The sequence below is a fragment of the Paracoccus sulfuroxidans genome (genome assembly GCF_007830335.1).
GTDB lineage: Bacteria > Pseudomonadota > Alphaproteobacteria > Rhodobacterales > Rhodobacteraceae > Paracoccus > Paracoccus sulfuroxidans.
In genome coordinates this window covers 105,472-126,466 of record NZ_VLKU01000008.1, presented here as the reverse complement: position 1 = coordinate 126,466, position 20,995 = coordinate 105,472, and the positions used below count along the sequence as shown (strand labels likewise).

Genomic DNA, 20,995 nt, shown 5'->3' with positions numbered 1-20,995 from the left:
GCTTCAGGTTTTCGCTTCGGGATATTCCACCTTGCAGGCATCGACCGTCGCCCGGGCCGAGGGCGTCAGCGCCTTCTTCCGGGCGATCAGGTTGTCGCGCTTGCGCGTCTCGACCAGCGGGTCGATGGGCACGCGGTAACGCTCGGTATCGGCAACGTCGCGGAAGCAGCTGCGATAGACGATGGCGCGACCGCCGTCCTTGGTGCGCACCACGGTCGGACAATCGTCCAGTTCCGTGCGCATCACCGTCCGCTCCTCCCAGGCATAGCCGCGCGCGAGGTTGCCCTCGACCTCGGCCAGAAGGCGGTTGATGGTGCGATATTCGCTGGTGCCACGGCGGATGCATTGCTCTTGCTGGGTGCCGCAGCTTGCGACCAATGCGACGGCCACGAGTGAAAAGGCGATGTTGCGGGTCATGTCCGAGACCTCTATCTGACAGGTTGAAGCATAAGTCGGCCCGCTCGCGCAGGCAATTCAGGAAAGAATGAGGATCCCATGCAGATGACCGAAGAGCGGCAGGAGGCCGCGCGCTGGTTTCACACCCTTCGCGACAGGATCGTGGCCGCATTCGAGACGCTGGAGGATGACGGGCCGGGCAACGCGCGCGCCGGTCGGTTCGAGGTGACGCCGACCGAGCGCGAGAACGACGGCGGTGGCGGCATCATGTCGGTCATGCGTGGCGGTCGCGTGTTCGAGAAGGTCGGCGTCAACTGGTCCGAGGTGCATGGCACGCTTTCCCCAGCCGCGCAGCAGGCGATGGCGGCGCGTGGCGTTCCGGGCGTGGCAGAGGATCCGCGCTTCTGGGCCAGCGGCATCAGCCTTGTCGCGCATATGCAGAACCCGCAAGCGCCGGCGGTGCATATGAACACCCGCATGTTCTGGACCCCCGCCAGCTGGTGGTTCGGTGGCGGGGCGGACCTGAACCCCTGCCTCGAATATGCTGAAGATACGGCACATTTTCACGCGCAGATGCATCGCGCTTGCGACGCGCATGACGCGGGCTATTATCCGCGCTTCAAGGCCTGGGCGGATGAGTATTTCTTTGTCCCGCATCGCAACCGGGCGCGCGGCGTCGGTGGCATCTTCTATGATGACCTGAACACCGGCGACTGGGCAGCCGATTTCGCCTTCACCCGCGCCGTGGGCGAGGCGTTCCTGCCCGCCTTCGAGCCTTTGGTGCGCAAGCGCATGGACCAGCCCTGGGATGAGGCGGACAAGGATGCCCAGCTTCAGCATCGCGGCCTTTATGCCGAATATAACCTTGTCTACGACCGGGGCACCAAATTCGGTCTGGCCACCGGCCATGACGCGAATGCCGTGCTAATGAGCCTGCCGCCGCTGGCGAAATGGGTCTGAACGCGCGCGACTGACATGAAATTGGCCCAACCCGGATAAATCGGGCTGGGCCGGATACGGGGTCCTGCGCCTGCTTGCTGCCGATGAGGCGCAAGATCCCCTGCATGCTGAAATGTTCCAATCAAATGCTTTCGTCATGCCCCCATCGTCGTTCGCTGAAACAATTGAGCAGGGCGTATATTGCCCGAAGTCTGGGCTGAAGCGCCCAGTGATCGGGCCGTTTGACGCGCTGCGGTTCGTGAATGACCGCGTCATAAAAATCCACAGTGCATGAGGGGGCGAGGCCAAATGCCTCGGCCAGCTCGGCTTCAAAACTTTCGTCCATTCCGATCCGGGCACCTGCTTGCAGGGCGTTCCCGGCATCTGACGCAAACATGCTCCGTTTCATCGACCTCACCCCTTTCAGGCGTCAATACAGATGATTGCATGAAGAACTTAATTTTCCGTCTACATCCTGAGCCGTTGTTTCTCGGCATGGATCATCCTTGCACAGACCCCGTGAAACGGGCGTGAGAGGGACGCGAGATCCGCGTGAAAAGTGAAAACCGCTTGGTTCAGTCTGCGCAGAGAGGCGCGGGCTTGCCCTTGGTGGCGCTGAGCGCATCGCTTGGCGCCAGCGCGATCATCATGCCGCGCTTACCGCCGTTCACCACGATCTCGGCCGAGCCAAGCGCGGTTTCCTCGAATGCGATGGGGCAGGCGCGCTTCTGGCCCAGCGGGCTGATCCCGCCGGTATGATAGCCGGTCAGCCGCTCGGCCTTGTCCGGCGGCATCATCTGCGCCGACTTCCCGCCAAAGGCCTGCGCCACGCGCTTCATCGAGAGGCTGCGATCCGAGGGGATGACGGCGCAGGCGGGCTTGCCGTCGACCTCAAGCATCAGGGTCTTCAGCACCCGCCCCGGCTCGATGCCGATGGCCTCGGCGGCATGCAGCCCGATCCGGTCCTGACCCGAGACATAGTCATATTCGATCACCCGAAAGGGCAGCCGGGCCTGTGTCAGGGCGCGTGTCGCGGGGGTGGCAGTGCTCATCTGTGACTCGTCCGTCGGATCAGGCGCAGCCTAGCGCCTTGCGGGCAAGGGCTGCAAGGCCGCTGCCCGCCGCCGGGCGCGCCCTCAGGCGGCACCCATGCCCGACATGTCCATCCAGACGAATTCCAGCACATGGCCGTCCGGGTCCTGGATCTGGCGGTTGTACATCCAGCCCATGTCGATTGGCGGGCGCCCGTTCTGCCTGCCGCCTGCGGCCTCACCCACCTTGACGGCGGCGTCGACCGCCTCGCGCGTCTCGAAGCTCAGCGCATACATCGCGCCGCAGGCCGCATTTGCGTCGGCCAGCGGCATCGTGGTGACGGTCTGGAAATAGTCGCGGGTCAGCAACTGGAAGACGATCGCATCGGACCAGACCATGCTGGCGGCATTCTCATCGCTGAACTGGTCGTTCCGCTCGCAGCCGAGCGCCTGATAGAAGCGGGTCGAGGCAGCAAGGTCGGTGACCGGCAGGTTCACGAAAATCATCTTGGTCATGGGTGGGGTCCTTTCGGGTTTCCATAGGGCAAGGACGAAGCAGGCCCCGCCGTTCCGACATCGGTCCCGAAATTATTTGGTGCGCGGGCTACAGCTGATCGAGCTGCCGCCGGATATGCGCGGCCTCTGCGGGAGTATTGGCCAGCGCAATGGCGCGGTTGAAGGCCTCTCGCGCCTCGGCCTGACGGCCCAGATCGCGCAGGAAGGTGCCGCGCGCGCCGTGGAAATAGAAATAGCCGTCAAGCGCCTTGGCAAGCGGTGCCATCACCTCCAGCGCGGCCTCCGGCCCCCGCAGTTTCGAGACCGCCACCGCGCGATTGAGCGTGATGACGGGCGAGGGCAGATGCCGCTCCAGCGCCAGGTACAGGTGTTCGATGCCGCGCCAGTCCGTATCCTCGGGGCGTGCGGCGCGGGCGTGCTGGGCGGCGATGGCGGCCTGGATCTGATAGGGGCCGGGCTGCAGAAGCAGCATGGCCCGTTCCAGCAGCGACAGCGCCTCATCGATCATCGGGCGGGTCCAGAGGCTGCGGTCCTGATCCTCCAGCAAGATGACCTCACCCTGCGCGTCAAAGCGCGCGGCCTGCCGGGAATGCTGAAGCAGCATCAGCGCCAGCAGGCCCATCAACTCGGGCTCGGCCGGAAACATCTCCAGCAGCAGCCGCACCAGCCGGATCGCCTCGTCGCTCAGCGCCGCGCGCTCGCTGGCCGGGTTGGCGTCGGTATAGCCTTCGTTGAAGACCAGATAGAGCATCGCCGCGACCGCCTGCAGCCGCTCTGCGCGCTCCTGCGGGCCGGGGGGCTCGAAGGGAATGTCGGCGTCACTGATGCGGGCCTTGGCGCGGGTGATGCGCTGCTCCATGGCCTTTTCCTTGACCAGAAACGCTGCGGCGATGCGCGCCACCGGCAGGCCCGAGACGATGCGCAGCGCCAGCGCGATCTGCTGGGTCGCCGGCAGTTCAGGATGGCAGCAGACGAACATCAGCCGCAGCAGATCGTCGCGGTACTCGGCGGCGTCAAGGCGTTCGACCATGTCCGGCTCATCGCTTGCGCCGTCAAAGGCGGGGCTGTCGGGCGGCAGGGGCGTCACGCGCTTCTGGCGGCGCAGCTGATCCAGCGCCGCGTTGCGCCCGACCATGATCAGCCATGCGGTGGCATCGCGGGGCGGGCCCTTCTCGGGCCAGTGCCGCAGCGCGCGCAGGCAGGCGTCCTGAAACGCCTCCTCGGCGAGATCGAAATCGCGGAAATAGCGCAGCAGAGCCGCGAAGACCTGCGGCCGCGCGCCCATCAGTCGCGCCTCGATCCAGGTGAGGTCAGGGGGCTGCGTCATCCTTGGCTGCGGCTCCGTCCGGGTAATAGCTCATGATCGGGCGCAGCTCATAGGCCCCGCCCGGATTGGCTTCGGTCAGCTCGCGCGCGATCTGCAGGCCCTGCGCAAGGTCGGTGACATCGACGATATAGAGACCCAGAAGCTGCTCTTTCGTCTCGGCATAGGGGCCGTCCAGAACCATGCCATCGGTTTTGCGCAGCGTCGTCGCCTGTGACGAGGGCATCAGGCGCGCGATGGGCCCGAATTCCTGCGCCCAACGCTCATGCACCTGCTTGAGGCGGGTGATGACCTCGTCGTCATGGGCCTTCGACCAGTTCGAGGTGACGGTTTCGTCGTGATAGCAAAGGATCGCGTAAAGCATCTGGGTTCTCCATTCCAGCCGCGCCTCGAAAGGCGCCGCTGGAATGCGATCATGCACGATCAGCCCTGATCCGCCAGTTTGTCGCGCGTGCTGTTGTGGATCGCTTCAACCTCGGGCGTCATGGCGTCGGCGAAATCGGCCATTTCGTAGAAGGGGCGGATCTCCAGCTCGCTGGGGCCGGGCATCGGGTTCGGGCAGCGCTTCGCCCAGGCGATGGCGTCGTCCATGTCCTTGACCTCCCAGACCCAGTAGCCCGCGACCAGCTCCTTGGTTTCGGCGAAGGGGCCGTCGATGACCGTGCGCGAGGGCCCGTCAAAGGCGATGCGCTTGCCCTGGGATGAGGGTTTCAGCCCGTCGCCGGTGATCATCACCCCGGCATCGGCCAGTTCCTGATTGAATTTGCCCATGGCCTCCAGCAGTTCGGTCGAGGGCATCAGCCCCTGTTCGCTGTCCCTGGTGGCCTTCACGAATACGATGACACGCATGTTCTTTCCTTCGGTTTCTGTCGGTTGCACGGGCCCGCCGCGTCACTGGTTGATTTCGGGCTCGACGAGTTTTTGCAGCTTCTGCAGGCATTCCTGCCATCCCAGATAGCAGGCCTCGGCCGGGATGAGGTCGGGGATGCCCGCCTGCTCGATCTTCATCTCGGTTCCGACCGAGACCGCCTTCAGGGTGACGGTGACCACCATCTCTCCGGGCAGGTTCGGGTCGTCGAAGCGGTCCGAATAGACCAGCCGCTTACCGGGGATCAGCTCTTTATAGGTGCCGCCGAAGCTGTGGCTTTGGCCGGTGGTGAAGTTGCGAAACGACATCCGATGCTTGCCCCCGACCCGGGCGTCGAGTTCGTGCACGGTGCAGAGGAAGCCATAGGGCGGCAGCCAGCTGGCGATGGCGTCAGGTTCGGTGAAGGCGCGATAGACCTTGTCGGGGCGGGTCGCGAGGACGCGGTGCAGATGGATCGTATTGGGCATGTCTTCTTCCCCTTCTTCGGCGTGGTCCCACCTTGTCAGAGGTGCGGGACGAAGCAGTTCATCGCCTGCTCTGACATGAAGACGCGGGGCCGGAACAAGATCCTACATCCGGCGAAGATTTTTTTCTGAGAATATTCGCAAGGGGCATGCGAAGGACGCCGACAGCCGCAGGATGAACGGCAGAAGCCCGACGGGTCAGTTTCCAAAGAAACCAGAAATATCAGTGGCTAGGGGGAGGATTTTAAAAATCGCAAGAAGCGATTTGGTGGAGCCAAGGGGCGCACAACCAGTCCGAAGTTGCTAGTTAAGGCTATGATTTTTTGGAGTAATATCAGGATTCCGCCTCGAGGGTGAGGTCGAAATGTTGCGGGAATTGTTGCGGGATTTTTTGCCTTTGCACGCCGTAGTTGTCTAAGAGCCCTTGCGTGCGATCGCGTTCGAAGGGAACGTGGCGAAAGGAAGCTGACAGGTGACGGACGAGAGATATGCCAGCTATAGCGGAGCATCGGTTAAAGATTACTTATACCGGGGGGCTGGCGGATCAGAACTCGCTCCCGGCCTACGACGGTGCAACGTCAATTGACGGAATGACCCGCGCAATTCACATCATCATGCACGCTTACATGACGGGAGAAGTCGTGACCCGCGCCACGGCTTTGAAGGGGGCGTCTATCCTACTAAAACCGGCGCGGCAGGGCAGCTTCATATATGATCTTGTGATCCTCATGGAGGCAAATCCTGCGACGACTGGGGTCGCCGCGGCGCTGGGTGGGCCAGTAGTGTATGATTTCATCAAGACAGCGATCAAAAGAGCAACCGGCTCCATCGATTCCGAGCCGGAAACAGCGACGCTCCGTAATCTCTATGCGCGGCGAGAGCCGCCCAAGCTTAAACGCCCACCTCCGGATTTGGATGAGCTTGCGGAGACTTTGGAAGGGAGCCTTCAAGATGCTCATCGGCCAATAGGAGAGGAGGGAACGATTCGTCGAATAGCTATTGGCACCCCGCGTCAGGAATTGGTCACACTAGACGACCAAACCAAAGACTGGGTGAATACAAGGGAGGAGGCCATCGGATTGGAGGTCTTTCAAGGCAACGTGACCAGATACAATTCGATTTCTAGAAATGCTCGTGCGTTTGTGGATCAACTCGGTCGCGTGGTGCCGATAAGGCCAGACGGCGACTTCCCGATTGGAGGTCTCCCCTTTTTGACATGGTCTCTTCATGGGGCCACGATTGGTGCATCAAACAAACTGGAGATGCGCGCTCGGCGAGTCAGTTCTGCAAGCGGGCGGATCAAACGCCTCCTGCTTTCAGATTGTCGCCGCGCGCCGGGGAACTAGTGGCAGGGATGCGGGATTCGTTGCGGGATTTTCAGCGTGTTGCGGGAAATTTTCCCTAACGCATTGATAATAAATAGATAAATATGAAGTTTGGTGGAGCCAAGGGGAGTCGAACCCCTGACCTCTTGAATGCCATTCAAGCGCTCTACCAACTGAGCTATGGCCCCACCGGAGGTCCGGATCGGCTAGTGCCGTCCGCGTGAGGGGTCGTATAAGGATGGTCTCGGGGGGGTGCAAGCGGAAAAACTCGCCTCGGTCGAATTAAATGAAAAGGGCCCCCGAAGGGGCCCTCATCTCATTGCCGGAGGTCCGGTTATTCGTCGTCGGAACCGGGGACATCGGCGATGTCGTCCAGCGAAACATCGCCGTCATCGTCGTCATCATCCAGCAGATCATCGTCCAGATCGCCGGCATCAGCGTCATCGTCCAGATCCTCGTCATCCACCAGATCGTTCCGATCGGCTTCACGCGTCGAGGCCTTCTCGGAGATCAGCGACCGCGAGCGGCCCTGAACCAGGCTGTCGGCGGTGAAGGTGTTGCCGCAGGCCGGGCAGGTCATCGGGTCATTCGTCAGGTCGTAGAAACGCGTTCCACAATGCGGGCACAGACGCTTCGTACCCCATTCCTCTTTGGGCATGGTATTCTCTTTCAGCCGCAGTTAGGTAAATCCGCTGACCCCTGCCACAGGCGGCAAAGGGTGTCAAAGGCTTTTCCATGCAAATGGCGCAGCCGGGGGGTGAGGTCAAGTGGTCTGCGGGAAAATGCGCAGAAGGGGCAGAGCATGCTGATAGACGGAGACATCCCGGTGACGGTGCGCCGCTCGGCCCGGGCGCGGCGCATGACCCTGCGTGTCGCACGCGCGAACGGAGAGGTGGTGCTGACCCTGCCGCTGCGCGTCCCCGAGGCCGAGGGCAAGGCCTTCGCCGAGTCGCGCGCCGAATGGCTGAGAAAGACCCGCGCCCGCATGCCCAGCCAGCGGCTGGTCCGTCCCGGCGCGCTGATCCCGGTCGAGGGGCGGGCGCTGGCGATCACACCTGCTGGGGTCCGAGTCGTCCGGCCCGAAGGCGACCAGCTTCTGGTGCCGGAAAACCGTCCTGCGCATGTCACCGTCGCCGCCTGGCTCAAGCATCTGGCGCAGCAGCGCCTGCTGGCGGCCTCGACCCGGCATGCGACGGCCATCGGGCGACCCTTCACCAGCATCGCGCTGCGTGACACGCGCTCCCGCTGGGGCAGTTGCACGACCGACGGGCGGCTGATGTTCTCGTGGCGGCTGGCCATGGCGCCGCCACAGGTGCTGGATTACGTCGCGGCCCATGAGGTCGCGCATCTGCGGCACATGGACCATTCGGCCGCCTTCTGGGCGGCGACCGCGCGGCTGATGCCGGGCTATCAGACGCATCGCGACTGGCTGCGGGTGAACGGCCATGACCTGCTCAGCTGGCAGTTCCGCGACGAGACGGATTGACGCCACCGTATTTGTGATCACATATCGAAACATGATCAACGCCCGTACCTCGGAAAGCTCGGCGCATGAGCGCCTTTATCGCGCGCTGCGTGGGCGCATCATGCTGGGCGAGCTGCCGCCCGGCCATGCGCTGACCCTGCGGGGCCTTGCGGCCGAGCATCGCGTCTCGATGACGCCGGTGCGTGAGGCCGTGCGGCGGCTGGTGGCCGAGGGGGCGCTGACGCTGTCCTCATCGGGGCGCATTGCCACGCCCGAGCCCACCATCGAGCGGATCGAGGAGCTGGCGGCGCTGCGCGCGCTGATCGAGCCGGAACTGGCCACGCGCGCGCTGCCCCGGGCGCATCCGGCGCTGATCGACCGTCTGGCGCTGATCAACGCCGCCATCGGCGAGGCGGCCGAGCGGCATGATGCCCTGGGCTATATCCGCACCAATCTGGAATTTCACCGCACGCTTTATCTGCGCGCGCAGGCCCCTGCGATGCTGGCCATCGTGGAAACGGTCTGGCTGCAGCTGGGGCCGACGATGCGGGCGCTTTACGGGCGGGTGCGGCGCAATGAGCCGCCACGGCATCATCGGATGATCCTGGCCTCACTGCGGGCGGGGGATGAGCCGGGGCTGCGTCTGGCGATCCGTGCCGATGTCACGCATGGGCTGCGCCATCTGGCGACGGGCTAAGGCTGCGGCACCCGCCTGAGGGGGATGCCGCAGACAGGATCAGACTTCTTCGATGCGCAACTCGACTGGCTCGCCGGTGATGACGCCGGTTTTCGGCAGCACCGAAATGGCGTGGTCGATGGCATCGGGCGTCGTCTTATGGGTCACGATCAGCACCGGAGCCTCGCCCGAGGAATGGCCGTATTGGCGCATCCGGTCGATCGAGATGCCCGCATCGCCCAGCACGCTCGCGACCTTCGCCAGCGCGCCCGGCTTGTCGGCCAGCGTCAGGCGCAGGTAATAGGCGGCGGGGACGGCAGTGCGCGCGGCCTGCGGCTGGATCAGCTCCGTTGCGGGCTGCCCGAATGAGGGCATGCGGACGCCGCGCGCGATCTCGATCACGTCGGACATGACGGCGCTGGCGGTCGGACCTTCGCCCGCACCTGCGCCGCGCAGGACGATCTGGCCCACGCTGTCGCCCTCGATCACCACCATATTGGTGCCGCCCTGAAGCTGGCCCAGCGGGCTGTCGGCGGGCACGAGGCAGGGCGACATGCGCTGCTCGAGCCCACGCCCGGTCATCTGCGCGACACCCAGCAGCTTGATGCGATAGCCCATGTCGGCGGCGCGGCGGATGTCGTCGATCGAGACGCGCTCGATCCCCTCGATCTCGACGTCGCTGAAGGCGGGGCGGGTGCCAAAGGCGATGGCCGCCAGTATCGCCAGCTTGTGGCTGGCGTCGATGCCGCCCACGTCCAGCGTCGGATCGGCTTCGAGATAGCCCAGCTGCCGGGCCTCTTCAAACACGGTCTCATAGGGCAGGCCCGCGTTCTCCATCCGGGTCAGGATGTAGTTGCAGGTGCCGTTCATCACGCCCATGACGCGGCGGATCTGGTTGCCCGCCAGCGATTCCGTCATCGCCTTGATGACCGGGATGCCACCGGCGACGGCAGCCTCGAAGCGGATCACGCGGCCTTGGGCTTCGGCCAGCTCGGCCAGTTCCTGACCATGGATGGCCAGCAGCGCCTTGTTGGCCGTCACGACGTCCTTGCCGGCTTTCAGCGCGGCGGTGACCGCGTCGCGGGCGATGCCTTCATCGCCGCCGATCAATTCGACGAAAACGTCGATATCGTCACGCTGCGCCAGCGCCACGGCCTCGTCTTCCCAGGCATAGGTCGACAGGTCCGCATCGCGGTTCTTGCGTTTGTCGCGCGCGCTGACAGCCGAGATGGTGACAGGACGTCCCGCGCGGGCGGCCAGCATGGCCGCATGTTTCTGGATGATCTTGACGGTGCCGATGCCGACGGTCCCGAGACCGGCGATGCCAAGGCGCAGAGGGGCGGCTTGCCCGGAGAGTGGCGCGGACATGTAATTCTCGTTGCTGAATACCTTGCGGGTGTTAGCCCAAGGCGAGGAGTGTTGCAACGCGGCGCTTTATGGCACCGTCGATTGAGCGCCTCAGGCGTCGTCGCCCGCCCATTCGCCGTGAATGCCGGTCGCCCGCATCACCTCCAGCACGCGCACGCCCACATCCTTGGCCCGCTGCGCGATCTCCAGCAGTTCGGCGGCGCTGAAATCCTCGCGATAGACGGTGCCGCGCGTGCTGACAAAGCTGGGATGCCAGCGGGTTTTGTCCTCGGTCGGTCGCCATGAGGCGTGGCAGAGCAGATTGCGCAGGAACTTGATCTCGTTCAGGCGGTCGGTCAGGCGGTTGCGATCACGGATGCCGGGAAAGCGGCGCATGGCGGCATCGAGTTGCTCGATCAGCGTGCCCATCGAGTCGTCGGCCAGCGTCCCCATGCGGTCCATCCAGGTGGCCAGTTCCGCATCGGTCAGATCCTCGGCCAGACGCTTGCGGTCCAGCGAATAGATCGTGCGCTTGATGACCTCTTCCAGCCAGCCGAAATTGGCGACGGCCTGACCGAGGGCCGCGGCATGGTCATGGGGCAGGGTGTAATGCGCCTCGGGCGGGGGGGTCACTCGCGCCATAGTTTTTCCACCCATGAAACGGGGCGCAGATAGTGGCGTAGGTGCTTGATCGCGCTTTCGCGGCGGCGGCCGTCAAACGCGGCGCGGATGTGGTCCATGGGCGCACGGTGGACGTCGACCTCATCCCAGCGTCCGGCGATGGCGTCGGGCGGGTTGAGGCTGCCCGGAAAGATCACGATGCGCGTGCCCTTGGGGATGCGCGCCTCGGTGAAATAGTTCAGCGGAAAGATCGGCACGCATTGCAGGCGAAAATGCGCCAGCCAGCGGCGCGGCCAGAATTTGACGCCACCGGGCGCGTTGCGGGTGACGAAGCGCTGCTCGTATTTGTACTTGTCGGCCGCGCCCTGCGGATCGGCGCGAAAGATGTCCTGCAGCGGCTTCAGCTTGCCCACCCGCATCCGATAGACCGAGGTCTGGCCCATCTTCTCTAGCGGGGTGTTCAGGTTCAGCCCCAGAATGGTGTCGTCGGGGTCGCCATAGCTGAAAAATTCGTCAAGATTTCCGGTGATGATGACGTCAAGGTCCAGAAACAGCACCACGCCCGTCACATCGCCCAGATCGCCCCAAAGCCGCGACTTCGGCCATTTGCCCTTGGTGTTGACGGGGGCGGTATAGGCAAACTCGGGCAGGGGGCGGACGGCCACATCGGGATGCAGCCCGGTGCCGTCATCGGTGAAACAGTAAAGCTTGAACGGCGGCGTGATGTTGCGCCCGATCATCGCATGCAGGCGGTTCACGAATTCGGGGCCGAACTTGTCACCCCATTTGATGCAGATGATCTGCTTGACCGTGCCGTTGCGTCCGTCATTCATTCCGGTTTCATCCTGCATTGGGGATTCGCCGGTCCGACAATCCCAGAACGTCCGATCTTATGCGATCAAAGGATCTTCTGCACCAGGCAGAGGTCGATCCAGCGGCCGAACTTGTAGCCCGCCTGCCGGACGGTGCCCGCATCGGTATAGCCCACGGCCTTGTGGAAGCTGAGGCCTGCGCGATTCTCGGCCGAGATGCCGCCCACCATGATATGCACCCCGTGTGAGCGCGCGTGTTCCTCGATCGCGGTCATCAGCATGCGCCCGGCCCCACGGCCCTGCGCCTGCGGGGACAGGATGATCGTGTGCTCCATCGCATGCGCATAGCCATTGCCGCCGCGGAACTGGTCATAGGTGACAAAGCCCAGCACTTGACCGTCCTCTTCGGCGATCAGGAATTCGCGACCCTCGGCGCGCCGCCGGGCGATCATCCGGGCCAGATCCTCGGGCGTCTTTTCCTCGCTCGAGAAGGTCACGACCGTGTCGCGGATATACGGGTTCCAGAAGGCAAGAATGGCGTCGATATCAGACGGGTTAGCGGGTCGGATCATCTGGACCTCTGGCTGCTTTGCACCAGAAATTCCACGATTTTGCGACGAAGGCAACCGCTGTGCCGCCCGCCGCAGATCGCGGCAGGCGGCGATGGTGCATCAGGCCGCGCGGGCGGCGCGGATCAGGTTCAGGATGTCCTTCGCAGCCGAGGGGATATGCGTCCCCGGCCCGAAGATCGCCTTCACCCCGGCCTTCTTCAGATAGTCGTAATCCTGCTGCGGAATGACGCCGCCGCAGATCACCAGAATCTCTCCCGCGCCATTGTCCTTCAGAGCCTGGATCAGCTTCGGGGCCAGCGTCTTGTGACCCGCCGCCTGCGACGAGATGCCGATGACATGGACGTCGTTGTCGATGGCGTCCTGCGCGGCTTCCTCGGGCGTCTGGAAGAGCGGCCCCACGTCGACGTCAAAGCCGATATCGGCGAAGGCCGTGGCGATCACCTTGGCACCCCGGTCATGACCGTCCTGACCCATCTTGACCACCAGCATGCGCGGGCGGCGGCCCTCTTCCTCGGCGAATTTCTCGACATCGGCCTGAATGGCGGCGAAGTCGTCGTCGCCTTCATAGGCGGCGCCATAGACCCCGGCCAGCGTCTTGACCTCGGCGCGGTGACGGCCGAATTCCTTTTCCATCGCCATGCTGATTTCTCCTACCGATGCGCGGGCGCGGGCGGCCTCGACCGCTGCGGCCAGCAGGTTTCCGCCCTCACGGGCGCGACGGGACAGCTCGTCCAGGGCGGCCTGACAGGCGGCCTCGTCACGGCTGGCGCGGATCTTGTTCAGGCGCGCGATCTGGCTGTCGCGCACCGCCATATTGTCGATGTCGAGGATGTCGAGCTCATCCTCTTGTTTCAGGCGGTATTTGTTGACGCCGACGATGACCTCATCGCCACGGTCGATCATCGCCTGACGCCGCGCGGCTGATTCCTCGATGCGCAGCTTCGGCATGCCCGAGGCGACGGCCTTGGTCATGCCGCCCATTTCCTCGACTTCCTCGATCAGCTTCCACGCGGCATCGATCATGTCGGCGGTCAGCTTCTCGACGTAATACGAGCCTGCCAGCGGGTCGATGACATTGGTGATGCCGGTTTCTTCCTGCAGGATCAGCTGGGTGTTGCGCGCGATCCGGGCCGAGAAATCGGTGGGCAGCGCGATGGCCTCATCCAGCGCGTTGGTGTGCAGCGATTGCGTGCCGCCAAGTGCCGCCGCCAGCGCTTCATAGGCGGTGCGGATGACGTTGTTATAGGGGTCCTGTTCCTGCAGCGACACGCCCGAGGTCTGGCAATGCGTGCGCAGCATCAGGCTCGATTCCTTCTTCGGCTCGAATTCCTGCATGACCTTGTGCCACAGGAAGCGGGCGGCGCGGAGCTTCGCGGCCTCCATGAAGAAGTTCATGCCGATGGCGAAGAAGAACGAAAGACGCCCGGCGAAATCGTCGACGCTCATCCCGGTCTTCAGCGCGGCGCGGACATATTCGCGCCCGTCCGCGATGGTGAAGGCGAGTTCCTGCACCAGGTTCGCGCCCGCTTCCTGCATGTGATAGCCGGAAATCGAGATCGAGTTGAAACGCGGCATCTCTTTCGAGGTGTATTCGATGATATCCGCAATGATCCGCATCGAGGGTTCGGGCGGATAGATGTAGGTGTTGCGGACCATGAACTCCTTGAGGATGTCGTTCTGGATCGTGCCCGACAGTTCGGCGCGCGAGACGCCCTGTTCCTCACCGGCGACGATGAAGCTCGCGAGGATCGGAATGACCGCGCCGTTCATCGTCATCGAGACCGAGACCTTGTCCAGCGGAATGCCGTCGAACAGGATCTTCATATCCTCGACAGAATCGATGGCGACGCCCGCCTTGCCGACGTCACCTTCGACGCGCGGATGGTCGCTGTCATAGCCGCGGTGCGTCGCCAGGTCGAAGGCGACCGAGACGCCCTGCTGACCGGCAGCGAGGTTGCGGCGATAGAAGGCGTTCGATTCCTCGGCGGTCGAGAAGCCCGCATATTGCCGGATGGTCCACGGACGGCCCGCATACATCGTCGCGCGCGGGCCACGGGTGAAGGGGGCGATGCCGGGCAGGCTGCCCATATGCGGCAGGCCAACCGTGTCCTCGGCCGTGTAGAGCGGCTTGACGTCGATTTCCTCAAGCGTGTGCCAGGTCAGGCTGTCGGGATCTGCGCCTTTCAGCTCTTTGGCAGCCAGCTTGCGCCATGCCTCCATCGCGGGTTTGGGGCTGTCTGTCATCTTGAATCCTTTCCCATGGCCCCATCGCTCCTATATGAAGAGGAAAGCGAGGGGATAATGAAGTTCAAACCATTGATTTTGTTTCTGACGGTGCCATTCCTGGCGGCGATGGGCTCGACCCCGCGCGAGGATGGGGCGGTGCCATATGTGCGCCCGACCGTTCCTGCGGCAAATGAGCGCGCGGCAGAACCCGGCGCGCCGGTCGAGACGGAGACCCTGCATATTCTGGCCGCCGATGAGGCCGAGCCGTCCGAATTCCTGTGGCAGGCGCGACCGCTGGTGATCTTTGCCGATACCGCCGCCGATCCGGCCTTTGTCGAGCAGCTGGCGGCGGTCAACCGCGATCCGCGCGCGCTGCTGGCCCGCGACGTCGTGGTCATCACCGACACCGATCCGCAGGCGGGCAGCGTCTGGCGGCGGCAGCTGCGCCCCGAGGGGTTCTCGCTGGTGCTGCTGGACAAGGATGGCCAGGTCAAGCAGCGCAAGCCCGCGCCCTGGTCGGTGCGCGAGATCACCCGCGCCATCGACAAATTCCCCCTGCGCATGCAAGAGATCGGTCGCGCCGGGGTGATGCCCTGACGCGCCTGCGCCGAAGGGCCAAAGGGCAACGAGTCATTGCGTGACAGGCCCGGGATCACTACCTTATAGCCAGAGGCCATTGGCCCGGTGACCGGAAAGGAGCCGTTCATGAGGAAGTCGAGCACGCTGCGCAAGCCCGACCCGCAGGTCGCGGAAAAGCGCCCCGAAGCGGCGGCGACCGGTGACAGCTTCGTCGCGAAGCTGGCGAAGGCCCGCACCGCCAATGAAATGACCAGCCTGATCGGATTGAAGCCCATCAAAGGTCGCTCCGGTCCGAAAGTGGCTTACTAAGACGCTCGCGCATCTGCGCGAGTTCGCCGGGAAGGCTTGCACCGATCCGCTGCACGCGCTCCCGCTCATCGTTTTCATAAAGCTCCAGAATCGTCGCATCGCCGCCATGCAGGCTGGCCAGCAGGATGCGCATGGCCTCATATCCGGTGTCGCGGGCGACCTCGCCCAGTTCCAGATAATCGATGAACATCTCGGCCGCCCGCGCGCGGTTGCGTGCGGCAAGGTCGGGCAGCTCTTCCTCGAAGGAACGCAGCACCGCGACCTGACGGTAATAGGTGACCACCGGATCAATCACGAGGGCGGGCAGGATATGCACCTCCTCCAGAATGGCCGAGAAAATCCGGTCGTTCGAATTGTCGGGCAGCATCTGGATGAAGCCCTCATCCAGAATGCGGCGCACCGCGCGATCCGTCTCTCGCGCGTCAAGGCGCTGATCCTCAAGCGCCACGACATGGGCGCGGATCTCGGCCAGCAGGGCGCGCTGGATATCGGTCACCCGCTCTTGCCGCAGCTTGGCATCGCGGCGGTGGTTCTGCGACGCCACGACCCACCAGCCCGCCGCGATGAAGAGGCCCGCAATCAAGGCCTGCTGCGCCGGTGGGCTCAGGTAAGGGTCAAGCGGCGCAGTCACGACCAGAACCTCCACCACGGTTTGCGGGCGGGGGCGGTGGCGACAGGCAGATCACGCAGCAGCGCCTGAAACTTCAGATCCGTCACGGCATCGGGGCGGATGCCACCAAGTGCCTCGAACAGCAGGATCGGGGCGTCGTGAAGTTCGGGGGCATCCGCTGCCCGGTCGATCTGCAGGCAGGCCTCGATGATCGGCTGTGCCTCGGGCGGAAGATCGCCCGCAACGTCCAGCCCGCCGAAATCCGAGCCCGTTTCCTGCGCCCCGTCATGGGCCAGAACCCAGACCTGCTTGCCGTCCTGCCAGAACCGGCAGACCGACATCACAGCACTTTCGGCAACATCCAGATTGATGAACGGCACCGCTTCCGAGAAACGGGCAAACTCCCTCTCGGACGGCATGTCGTCATGCCAGTTCATCCAGATCAGACTATTCCCGCCGAACCGCGCCATCGAAAATGGCGCTTCATTCTCAGGGTCCTCATATCCGCCATCGCGCAGGCCAGCGGCGCGCAGGAAGGCCTGCGCATCGCCGTCTTTCAGCAGGAAAAGCGAGACATGAAAGCCCATGGCGCCTTATTCGAACTCCATGATGATGTCGTCGACCTTCAGGCTTTCGCCCGGGGCGGCGTTCACGGATTTCACCACGGATTTCTTTTCGGCGCGCAGGATGTTTTCCATCTTCATCGCCTCGACCGTGGCCAGCGCCTGACCTTCCTGCACCTCGTCACCGGCGGCGACGTTGATCTTCACCACCAGACCCGGCATCGGGCAGAGCAGGAATTTCGAGGTGTCGGGCGGCAGCTTCTCGGGCATCAGGCGCGCGAGTTCAGCGGCGCGCGGACGGCGCACATAGGTCTTCAGATCGGCGCCGCGCACCCGCAGGCGGAAGCCCGAGGGCAGGCGGTCGACCTTCATCACCAGCGGTGCGCCGTCGACGGTCAGCCGGGCAAGCGACTGGCCGGGCAGCCATTCGCTTTCGACGCGCAGCTTGCGGCCCTCCAGCTCGACGGTCGAGCCCGCCTTGTCGGCGGTGATGCGCACCGGGATCTCACGACCCGAGACGGTGACCACCCAATGCTCGCCCACGTGGCGTTCGTGGTTGTTCAGCCGACCGGTGATGCGGGTGCGGCGAATTTCGGCGACGCGGTGCATGGCGGCGGCCGCTGCGGCCACGCGTTCGATTTCGGCCGGGGGCAGGGTCGCGCCCAGGAAGCCTTCCGGATATTCCTCGGCGATGAAGGCCGTCGAGATGTCGCCCGAGGTGAATTTCGGGTGGTCCATCACCGCCGACAGGAAGGGCAGGTTGTGCCCGATGCCTTCGACCTGGAATTCGTCCAGCGCAATCCGCATCGCCTCGATCGTCTCGGCCCGGGTCGGGGCCCAGGTGCAAAGCTTGGCGATCATCGGGTCGTAATACATGCTGATCTCGCCGCCTTCATAGACGCCGGTATCATTGCGCACCGCGACCGGGCTTTCGCCGCCTTCGCTGGCATTGACCCAGTTGCCGGCATCCTTCAGCGGACCTGCGGCCACTTCGGAGGGCGGGCTATAGCGGGTCAGACGACCAATCGAGGGCAGGAAGTTGCGATAGGGATCCTCGGCATAAAGGCGGCTTTCCATGGCCCAGCCGTTGATCTTCAGATCCGACTGCTGGAAGGGCAGCTTCTCACCATCGGCGACGCGGATCATCTGTTCGACCAGATCGACGCCAGTGATCAGCTCGGTGACCGGATGTTCCACCTGCAGACGGGTGTTCATCTCGAGGAAGTAGAAGTTGCGGTTGCCATCGACGATGAATTCGACGGTGCCCGCGCTGGCGTAACCCACGGCCTTCGCCAAGGCGACCGACTGCTCGCCCATGGCCTTGCGGGTGGCTTCATCCAGGAAGGGCGAGGGCGCTTCCTCGATCACCTTCTGGTTCCGGCGCTGGATCGAGCATTCACGCTCGTGCAGATAGACGCAGTTGCCGTGCTTGTCGGCCAGCACCTGAATTTCGATGTGGCGCGGCTGCGTGACGAATTTCTCGATGAAGATGCGGTCGTCGCCGAAGCTGTTCGCGGCCTCGTTCTTCGACGACTCGAAGCCTTCACGCGCTTCCTGATCATTCCAGGCGATGCGCATGCCCTTGCCGCCGCCGCCAGCCGAAGCCTTGATCATCACCGGATAGCCGATCTCGTTCGAGATCTTCACGGCTTCCTCGGCATCCGCGATCAGGCCCATATAGCCCGGCACGGTCGAGACGCCCGCTTCCTGCGCGATCTTCTTCGAGGTGATCTTGTCGCCCATGGCCTCGATGGCGGGCGAGGGCGGGCCGATGAAAGCGACACCCATTTCCTCAAGAGCTTGCGCGAACTTCATGTTTTCCGACAGAAAACCATAGCCCGGATGAACGGCCTCGGCGCCGGTCTGGCGGATGGCGTCAAGGATCTTGTCGATGACGATATAGGACTGGTTCGCGGGCGAGGGACCGATATGGACGGCCTCATCCGCCATGCGCACATGCAGCGCGTTGCGGTCGGCGTCGGAATAGACGGCCACCGTCTTGATCCCCATCTTGCGAGCGGTCTTGATGACGCGGCAGGCGATTTCGCCCCGGTTGGCGATCAGGATTTTCTTGAACATTATGCATTCCTCAGCGACAGGGGCCTCAGGGGCAGGGGGCGGACATAGGAAAGCCGCCCGGGCACAAGGCCGGGGCGGCGGAATTCGTTCGGTGACAGCGCGTTCAGACGCGCGGTCGGTGCAATACGAAAATCGTTACTGGCAGAGACGGACGTCGTCGCACAGCGCACCGGCTGCGCCGCCGAGGGCCGCGCCTTTGAGCACGTTGTGTCCGCCCAGATGGGCAGCAGTCGCACCGACGCCTGCGCCGATGATGGCGCGGTCCGTGTCAGTCGGGTTGATGCCCTGGGTACAGCCGGCAAGACCGGTAAGGCCGAGGCCGAGAATGAGGACGAGTTTCTTGGACATTTCCAGTTCTCCGAATTCCGGCGCGCGACCGCGCCAAGGGCACGGCCACGAACCGGGGATGTCTTATCAGTAGCGGCGCTGGCAGACGCCGGCGTCGTCGCAAAGTGCGCCACCGGCTGCGCCGATGAGGGCGCCGGTGCCGACGTTGCCGTCGATCGCTTTGGCGACAACTGCGCCAGCAAGGGCACCACCGGCTGCACGCTGCGCGTCGGGCGACAGGGTCGAGCCGCCGTAGCCGTTGCTTTCACAAGCCGCGAGGCCAGCGACCAAGAGAAGGGCGCCGGAGACGCGAAGAAGGGTTGATTTCTGCATTTCGTATTGCCTGTATTCTGGACCCGGTTATGGGCCGGTTGTGACTTAGGTGAACGCACTATGGCACGTGGGGTTCCGGGAAAAAACTGAAATGCCCGTGAAAAATTAACCATGAGAAGAGGCGCGCCGATCATTCGTCGCCCTCATCGTCAAAATCTTCGTCGTCCCAGTCGATGTCATCCCAGTCGAACGCAGGCGCGTCGGCAGCAAACAGTTCGGGGAAGGAGGCTTCGGCCTTTTTCAGGTCGACGCGCAGTTCCTGATCGTAGTCGGTGGGGTCAAGTTTGCCGACCGGCAGGACCTCGCGGCCCAAGAGCCAGGACAGGCGTCCCGCGTCCAGATTGCCGCGCACGAAGGGCTCATCGCCGAAGAGGTTGATCAGCGCCGACAGGAAGCCCGCATCAGCGCGCTTGTCGGCGGGCTTGCGGTCGCGGAAGCGCTCGCGCCGGACAAGCGGGGTGGCCCCTTTCTTGTTCGCGCGGCGGATGGTGAACTGGAAATCGGTGCCGGGAAGGCGGCCCGGAAAGCCGCGATGCTTCAGCATGATGCACCTTTAACAGCAAGGTGCGGTTGGCGCGGGCCAAATGGCAGCCCGCGCGCGGCGTTCTGATCAGTTGGCGCCGAATTTGCCCTGATAGACCGGCTCGGTCGTGACCGGAGCGGGCGCGGGGTTGAATTCGGGCTCTTTTTTGGCGCAGGCAGCGGCCAGACCAACGAGAACGAGGGCGATTGCAAGCTTTTTCGACATGTTGTCATGCTCCATGATTGCGGGAGAACCTCCCGACTGCTCGGTTGAACGCGGGCCGCATATTGCGGTCGCGGCATGATGTTACTGCCGAGCAGGTGCTGCGGACAGAGACGCCAGAACGCGCCACGCCGGGGGCGGGCGGGCTGTGGCAGGCTTGCATCACTGATAAGATTGTGACCGTTCACCACGGAAGCCATTCGCAGCTATCCTTATCCGTCGGGATCTTGAAAGCCTCGAAAAGTTGAAGCACTTCAGGATCATAGGTTCCAAATTCAGACTTGCGATCGGCAAGGCTGATGATGATCTGACTGGGGCGTGGCCCCGATCCGGCGACGCGTGGCAGCGCCCATGACTGGCAGAGCCACACGACATCGTCATGGACCGGATCGCGCAGCAGCAGATCCGGGGCGGCGGGCAGGGTCGGATCGTCGGCGTTATCGTCGTCCTCGCCGCCATCCGGGGCACCGTCGGCCATGGCCTCGGGGTCCGGCTGATCGGTGCCTTCCTCTGCCACGTCCGGGGCCGCTTCGGGGGCGGTTTCGGGTGCCTCGACATAGTCCCCGCTGCCCTCGACCGGCGCATCGCCCGAAACCTCACCGGTCTCGGTATCGATGTCGATGGCGCCGCGCTCGGCCTCATCCTCGAAGTCGCTGGCCGGTCCCGAGGTGGCCGGAACGCGCTTGGCCAGGTCGGGCATGACGAAACGGAACCGATAGGTCAGCCCCATTCCGGCATTCGTGTCATGTCGCGTTTCTTCCCAATAGGCCGTTCCGCCCGAGGGCAGTTCGATCGCGACACCCGGGTCCTCGGCATGGGCCATCGTTCCGGCCAGAAGGGCCGGAAGAAGGCAGGTCATGCGGGAACC

Annotated in this window: 28 protein-coding genes and 1 tRNA gene; 6 read left to right on the top strand and 23 right to left on the bottom strand. The window is 63.9% G+C overall.

What is annotated here, in order from left to right; genetic code table 11:
- Nucleotides 1–3: 3 nt before the first annotated feature.
- A complete protein-coding gene (locus IQ24_RS13720) occupies nucleotides 4–417 on the bottom strand; it encodes a hypothetical protein (RefSeq protein ID WP_145398749.1) in 414 nt (137 codons plus the stop codon).
- Nucleotides 418–495: 78 nt separating this feature from the next.
- Between IQ24_RS13720 and hemF the strand changes: the two genes are divergently transcribed.
- The gene (hemF, locus tag IQ24_RS13715) at nucleotides 496–1,356 is read left to right on the top strand and encodes an oxygen-dependent coproporphyrinogen oxidase (protein WP_145398747.1); all 861 of its coding nucleotides are present in this window, start codon (nucleotides 496–498) and stop codon (nucleotides 1,354–1,356) included.
- A gap of 121 nt (nucleotides 1,357–1,477) precedes the next feature.
- Here hemF and IQ24_RS13710 read toward each other — a convergent pair whose 3' ends face one another.
- The 7 genes from IQ24_RS13710 to IQ24_RS13680 all read right to left on the bottom strand — a co-directional run bounded on the left by IQ24_RS13710 (nucleotide 1,478) and on the right by IQ24_RS13680 (nucleotide 5,541).
- Nucleotides 1,478–1,744: a hypothetical protein gene (locus IQ24_RS13710; RefSeq protein WP_145398745.1), complete on the bottom strand. Its 267-nt coding sequence runs from the start codon at nucleotides 1,742–1,744 to the stop codon at nucleotides 1,478–1,480.
- Between the two features lie 166 nt (nucleotides 1,745–1,910).
- Nucleotides 1,911–2,387 (bottom strand): Cys-tRNA(Pro) deacylase, encoded by a 477-nt coding sequence (gene ybaK / locus IQ24_RS13705; protein ID WP_145398744.1) that lies wholly within the window; start codon nucleotides 2,385–2,387, stop codon nucleotides 1,911–1,913.
- A gap of 84 nt (nucleotides 2,388–2,471) precedes the next feature.
- Nucleotides 2,472–2,882, bottom strand: coding sequence for a VOC family protein (locus IQ24_RS13700; RefSeq protein WP_145398742.1), 411 nt, complete (start codon nucleotides 2,880–2,882; stop codon nucleotides 2,472–2,474).
- A gap of 88 nt (nucleotides 2,883–2,970) precedes the next feature.
- Complete coding sequence (locus IQ24_RS13695) at nucleotides 2,971–4,209, bottom strand: RNA polymerase sigma factor (protein WP_145398740.1); 1,239 nt, start codon at nucleotides 4,207–4,209, stop codon at nucleotides 2,971–2,973.
- On the bottom strand, nucleotides 4,193–4,570 hold the full coding sequence (locus IQ24_RS13690) for a YciI family protein (protein ID WP_145398738.1): 378 nt from the start codon (nucleotides 4,568–4,570) through the stop codon (nucleotides 4,193–4,195). Before IQ24_RS13690 ends, IQ24_RS13695 begins: the two co-directional genes overlap by 17 nt.
- 59 nt (nucleotides 4,571–4,629) lie before the next feature.
- A complete protein-coding gene (locus tag IQ24_RS13685) occupies nucleotides 4,630–5,055 on the bottom strand; it encodes a YciI family protein (protein ID WP_145398736.1) in 426 nt (141 codons plus the stop codon).
- A gap of 42 nt (nucleotides 5,056–5,097) precedes the next feature.
- Nucleotides 5,098–5,541, bottom strand: a complete 444-nt coding sequence (locus IQ24_RS13680; RefSeq protein WP_145398735.1) for an SRPBCC family protein — start codon at nucleotides 5,539–5,541, stop codon at nucleotides 5,098–5,100.
- A gap of 485 nt (nucleotides 5,542–6,026) precedes the next feature.
- On the opposite strand from IQ24_RS13680, the gene IQ24_RS13675 reads away from it, so the two are divergent.
- A complete protein-coding gene (locus IQ24_RS13675) occupies nucleotides 6,027–6,884 on the top strand; it encodes a DUF7946 domain-containing protein (protein WP_145398733.1) in 858 nt (285 codons plus the stop codon).
- A gap of 91 nt (nucleotides 6,885–6,975) precedes the next feature.
- On the opposite strand, the gene IQ24_RS13670 is transcribed toward IQ24_RS13675, so the two are convergent.
- Both IQ24_RS13670 and IQ24_RS13665 read right to left on the bottom strand, forming a co-directional pair.
- Nucleotides 6,976–7,051 (bottom strand) — tRNA-Ala (locus IQ24_RS13670).
- A gap of 146 nt (nucleotides 7,052–7,197) precedes the next feature.
- Nucleotides 7,198–7,521: an FYDLN acid domain-containing protein gene (locus tag IQ24_RS13665; RefSeq protein WP_145398731.1), complete on the bottom strand. Its 324-nt coding sequence runs from the start codon at nucleotides 7,519–7,521 to the stop codon at nucleotides 7,198–7,200.
- 144 nt (nucleotides 7,522–7,665) lie between these two features.
- Between IQ24_RS13665 and IQ24_RS13660 the strand changes: the two genes are divergently transcribed.
- Together IQ24_RS13660 and IQ24_RS13655 are read left to right on the top strand one after the other, a co-directional pair.
- Nucleotides 7,666–8,349 carry a M48 family metallopeptidase gene (locus IQ24_RS13660; protein ID WP_145398729.1) on the top strand — a complete coding sequence of 228 codons (684 nt, stop codon included), beginning with the start codon at nucleotides 7,666–7,668 and terminating at the stop codon, nucleotides 8,347–8,349.
- A 31-nt stretch (nucleotides 8,350–8,380) separates the two neighbouring features.
- On the top strand, nucleotides 8,381–9,025 hold the full coding sequence (locus tag IQ24_RS13655; RefSeq protein WP_145398727.1) for a GntR family transcriptional regulator: 645 nt from the start codon (nucleotides 8,381–8,383) through the stop codon (nucleotides 9,023–9,025).
- Between the two features lie 39 nt (nucleotides 9,026–9,064).
- On the opposite strand, the gene IQ24_RS13650 is transcribed toward IQ24_RS13655, so the two are convergent.
- The 5 genes from IQ24_RS13650 to scpA form a co-directional block, all read right to left on the bottom strand.
- A complete protein-coding gene (locus tag IQ24_RS13650; protein ID WP_145398725.1) occupies nucleotides 9,065–10,372 on the bottom strand; it encodes a homoserine dehydrogenase in 1,308 nt (435 codons plus the stop codon).
- Nucleotides 10,373–10,462: 90 nt separating this feature from the next.
- Nucleotides 10,463–10,993: a hypothetical protein gene (locus tag IQ24_RS13645; RefSeq protein WP_145398723.1), complete on the bottom strand. Its 531-nt coding sequence runs from the start codon at nucleotides 10,991–10,993 to the stop codon at nucleotides 10,463–10,465.
- Entirely contained in the window at nucleotides 10,981–11,805 is an 825-nt protein-coding gene (locus IQ24_RS13640) for a glycosyl transferase (RefSeq protein WP_145398721.1), read from the bottom strand. The genes IQ24_RS13645 and IQ24_RS13640 overlap by 13 nt, the downstream gene beginning before the upstream one ends.
- 65 nt (nucleotides 11,806–11,870) lie before the next feature.
- On the bottom strand, nucleotides 11,871–12,356 hold the full coding sequence (locus IQ24_RS13635; protein WP_145398719.1) for a GNAT family N-acetyltransferase: 486 nt from the start codon (nucleotides 12,354–12,356) through the stop codon (nucleotides 11,871–11,873).
- Between the two features lie 99 nt (nucleotides 12,357–12,455).
- On the bottom strand, nucleotides 12,456–14,600 hold the full coding sequence (gene scpA, locus IQ24_RS13630) for a methylmalonyl-CoA mutase (RefSeq protein ID WP_145398717.1): 2,145 nt from the start codon (nucleotides 14,598–14,600) through the stop codon (nucleotides 12,456–12,458).
- 57 nt (nucleotides 14,601–14,657) lie between these two features.
- Between scpA and IQ24_RS13625 the strand changes: the two genes are divergently transcribed.
- The gene (locus tag IQ24_RS13625) at nucleotides 14,658–15,179 is read left to right on the top strand and encodes a DUF4174 domain-containing protein (RefSeq protein WP_145398715.1); all 522 of its coding nucleotides are present in this window, start codon (nucleotides 14,658–14,660) and stop codon (nucleotides 15,177–15,179) included.
- 108 nt (nucleotides 15,180–15,287) lie between these two features.
- Nucleotides 15,288–15,470, top strand: coding sequence for a hypothetical protein (locus IQ24_RS13620; protein ID WP_145398713.1), 183 nt, complete (start codon nucleotides 15,288–15,290; stop codon nucleotides 15,468–15,470).
- On the opposite strand, the gene IQ24_RS13615 is transcribed toward IQ24_RS13620, so the two are convergent.
- The 8 genes from IQ24_RS13615 to IQ24_RS13585 all read right to left on the bottom strand — a co-directional run bounded on the left by IQ24_RS13615 (nucleotide 15,436) and on the right by IQ24_RS13585 (nucleotide 20,986).
- Nucleotides 15,436–16,101, bottom strand: a complete 666-nt coding sequence (locus IQ24_RS13615; protein WP_145398711.1) for a hypothetical protein — start codon at nucleotides 16,099–16,101, stop codon at nucleotides 15,436–15,438. The two genes, IQ24_RS13620 and IQ24_RS13615, sit on opposite strands and share 35 nt — an antisense overlap.
- Nucleotides 16,098–16,667, bottom strand: a complete 570-nt coding sequence (locus IQ24_RS13610) for a hypothetical protein (RefSeq protein WP_145398709.1) — start codon at nucleotides 16,665–16,667, stop codon at nucleotides 16,098–16,100. Before IQ24_RS13610 ends, IQ24_RS13615 begins: the two co-directional genes overlap by 4 nt.
- Before the next feature lie 6 nt (nucleotides 16,668–16,673).
- Nucleotides 16,674–18,722, bottom strand: a complete 2,049-nt coding sequence (locus tag IQ24_RS13605) for an acetyl-CoA carboxylase biotin carboxylase subunit (RefSeq protein ID WP_145398707.1) — start codon at nucleotides 18,720–18,722, stop codon at nucleotides 16,674–16,676.
- 135 nt (nucleotides 18,723–18,857) lie between these two features.
- Entirely contained in the window at nucleotides 18,858–19,070 is a 213-nt protein-coding gene (locus IQ24_RS13600) for a hypothetical protein (protein ID WP_145398705.1), read from the bottom strand.
- Between the two features lie 66 nt (nucleotides 19,071–19,136).
- Nucleotides 19,137–19,382 (bottom strand): hypothetical protein, encoded by a 246-nt coding sequence (locus IQ24_RS13595; RefSeq protein WP_145398703.1) that lies wholly within the window; start codon nucleotides 19,380–19,382, stop codon nucleotides 19,137–19,139.
- Nucleotides 19,383–19,512: 130 nt separating this feature from the next.
- Complete coding sequence (locus IQ24_RS13590; RefSeq protein WP_145398701.1) at nucleotides 19,513–19,926, bottom strand: hypothetical protein; 414 nt, start codon at nucleotides 19,924–19,926, stop codon at nucleotides 19,513–19,515.
- 66 nt (nucleotides 19,927–19,992) lie between these two features.
- Nucleotides 19,993–20,130 (bottom strand): hypothetical protein, encoded by a 138-nt coding sequence (locus tag IQ24_RS20275; protein WP_199756579.1) that lies wholly within the window; start codon nucleotides 20,128–20,130, stop codon nucleotides 19,993–19,995.
- 181 nt (nucleotides 20,131–20,311) lie between these two features.
- Nucleotides 20,312–20,986 carry a DUF6497 family protein gene (locus tag IQ24_RS13585; protein WP_242008169.1) on the bottom strand — a complete coding sequence of 225 codons (675 nt, stop codon included), beginning with the start codon at nucleotides 20,984–20,986 and terminating at the stop codon, nucleotides 20,312–20,314.
- Nucleotides 20,987–20,995 lie beyond the last annotated feature (9 nt).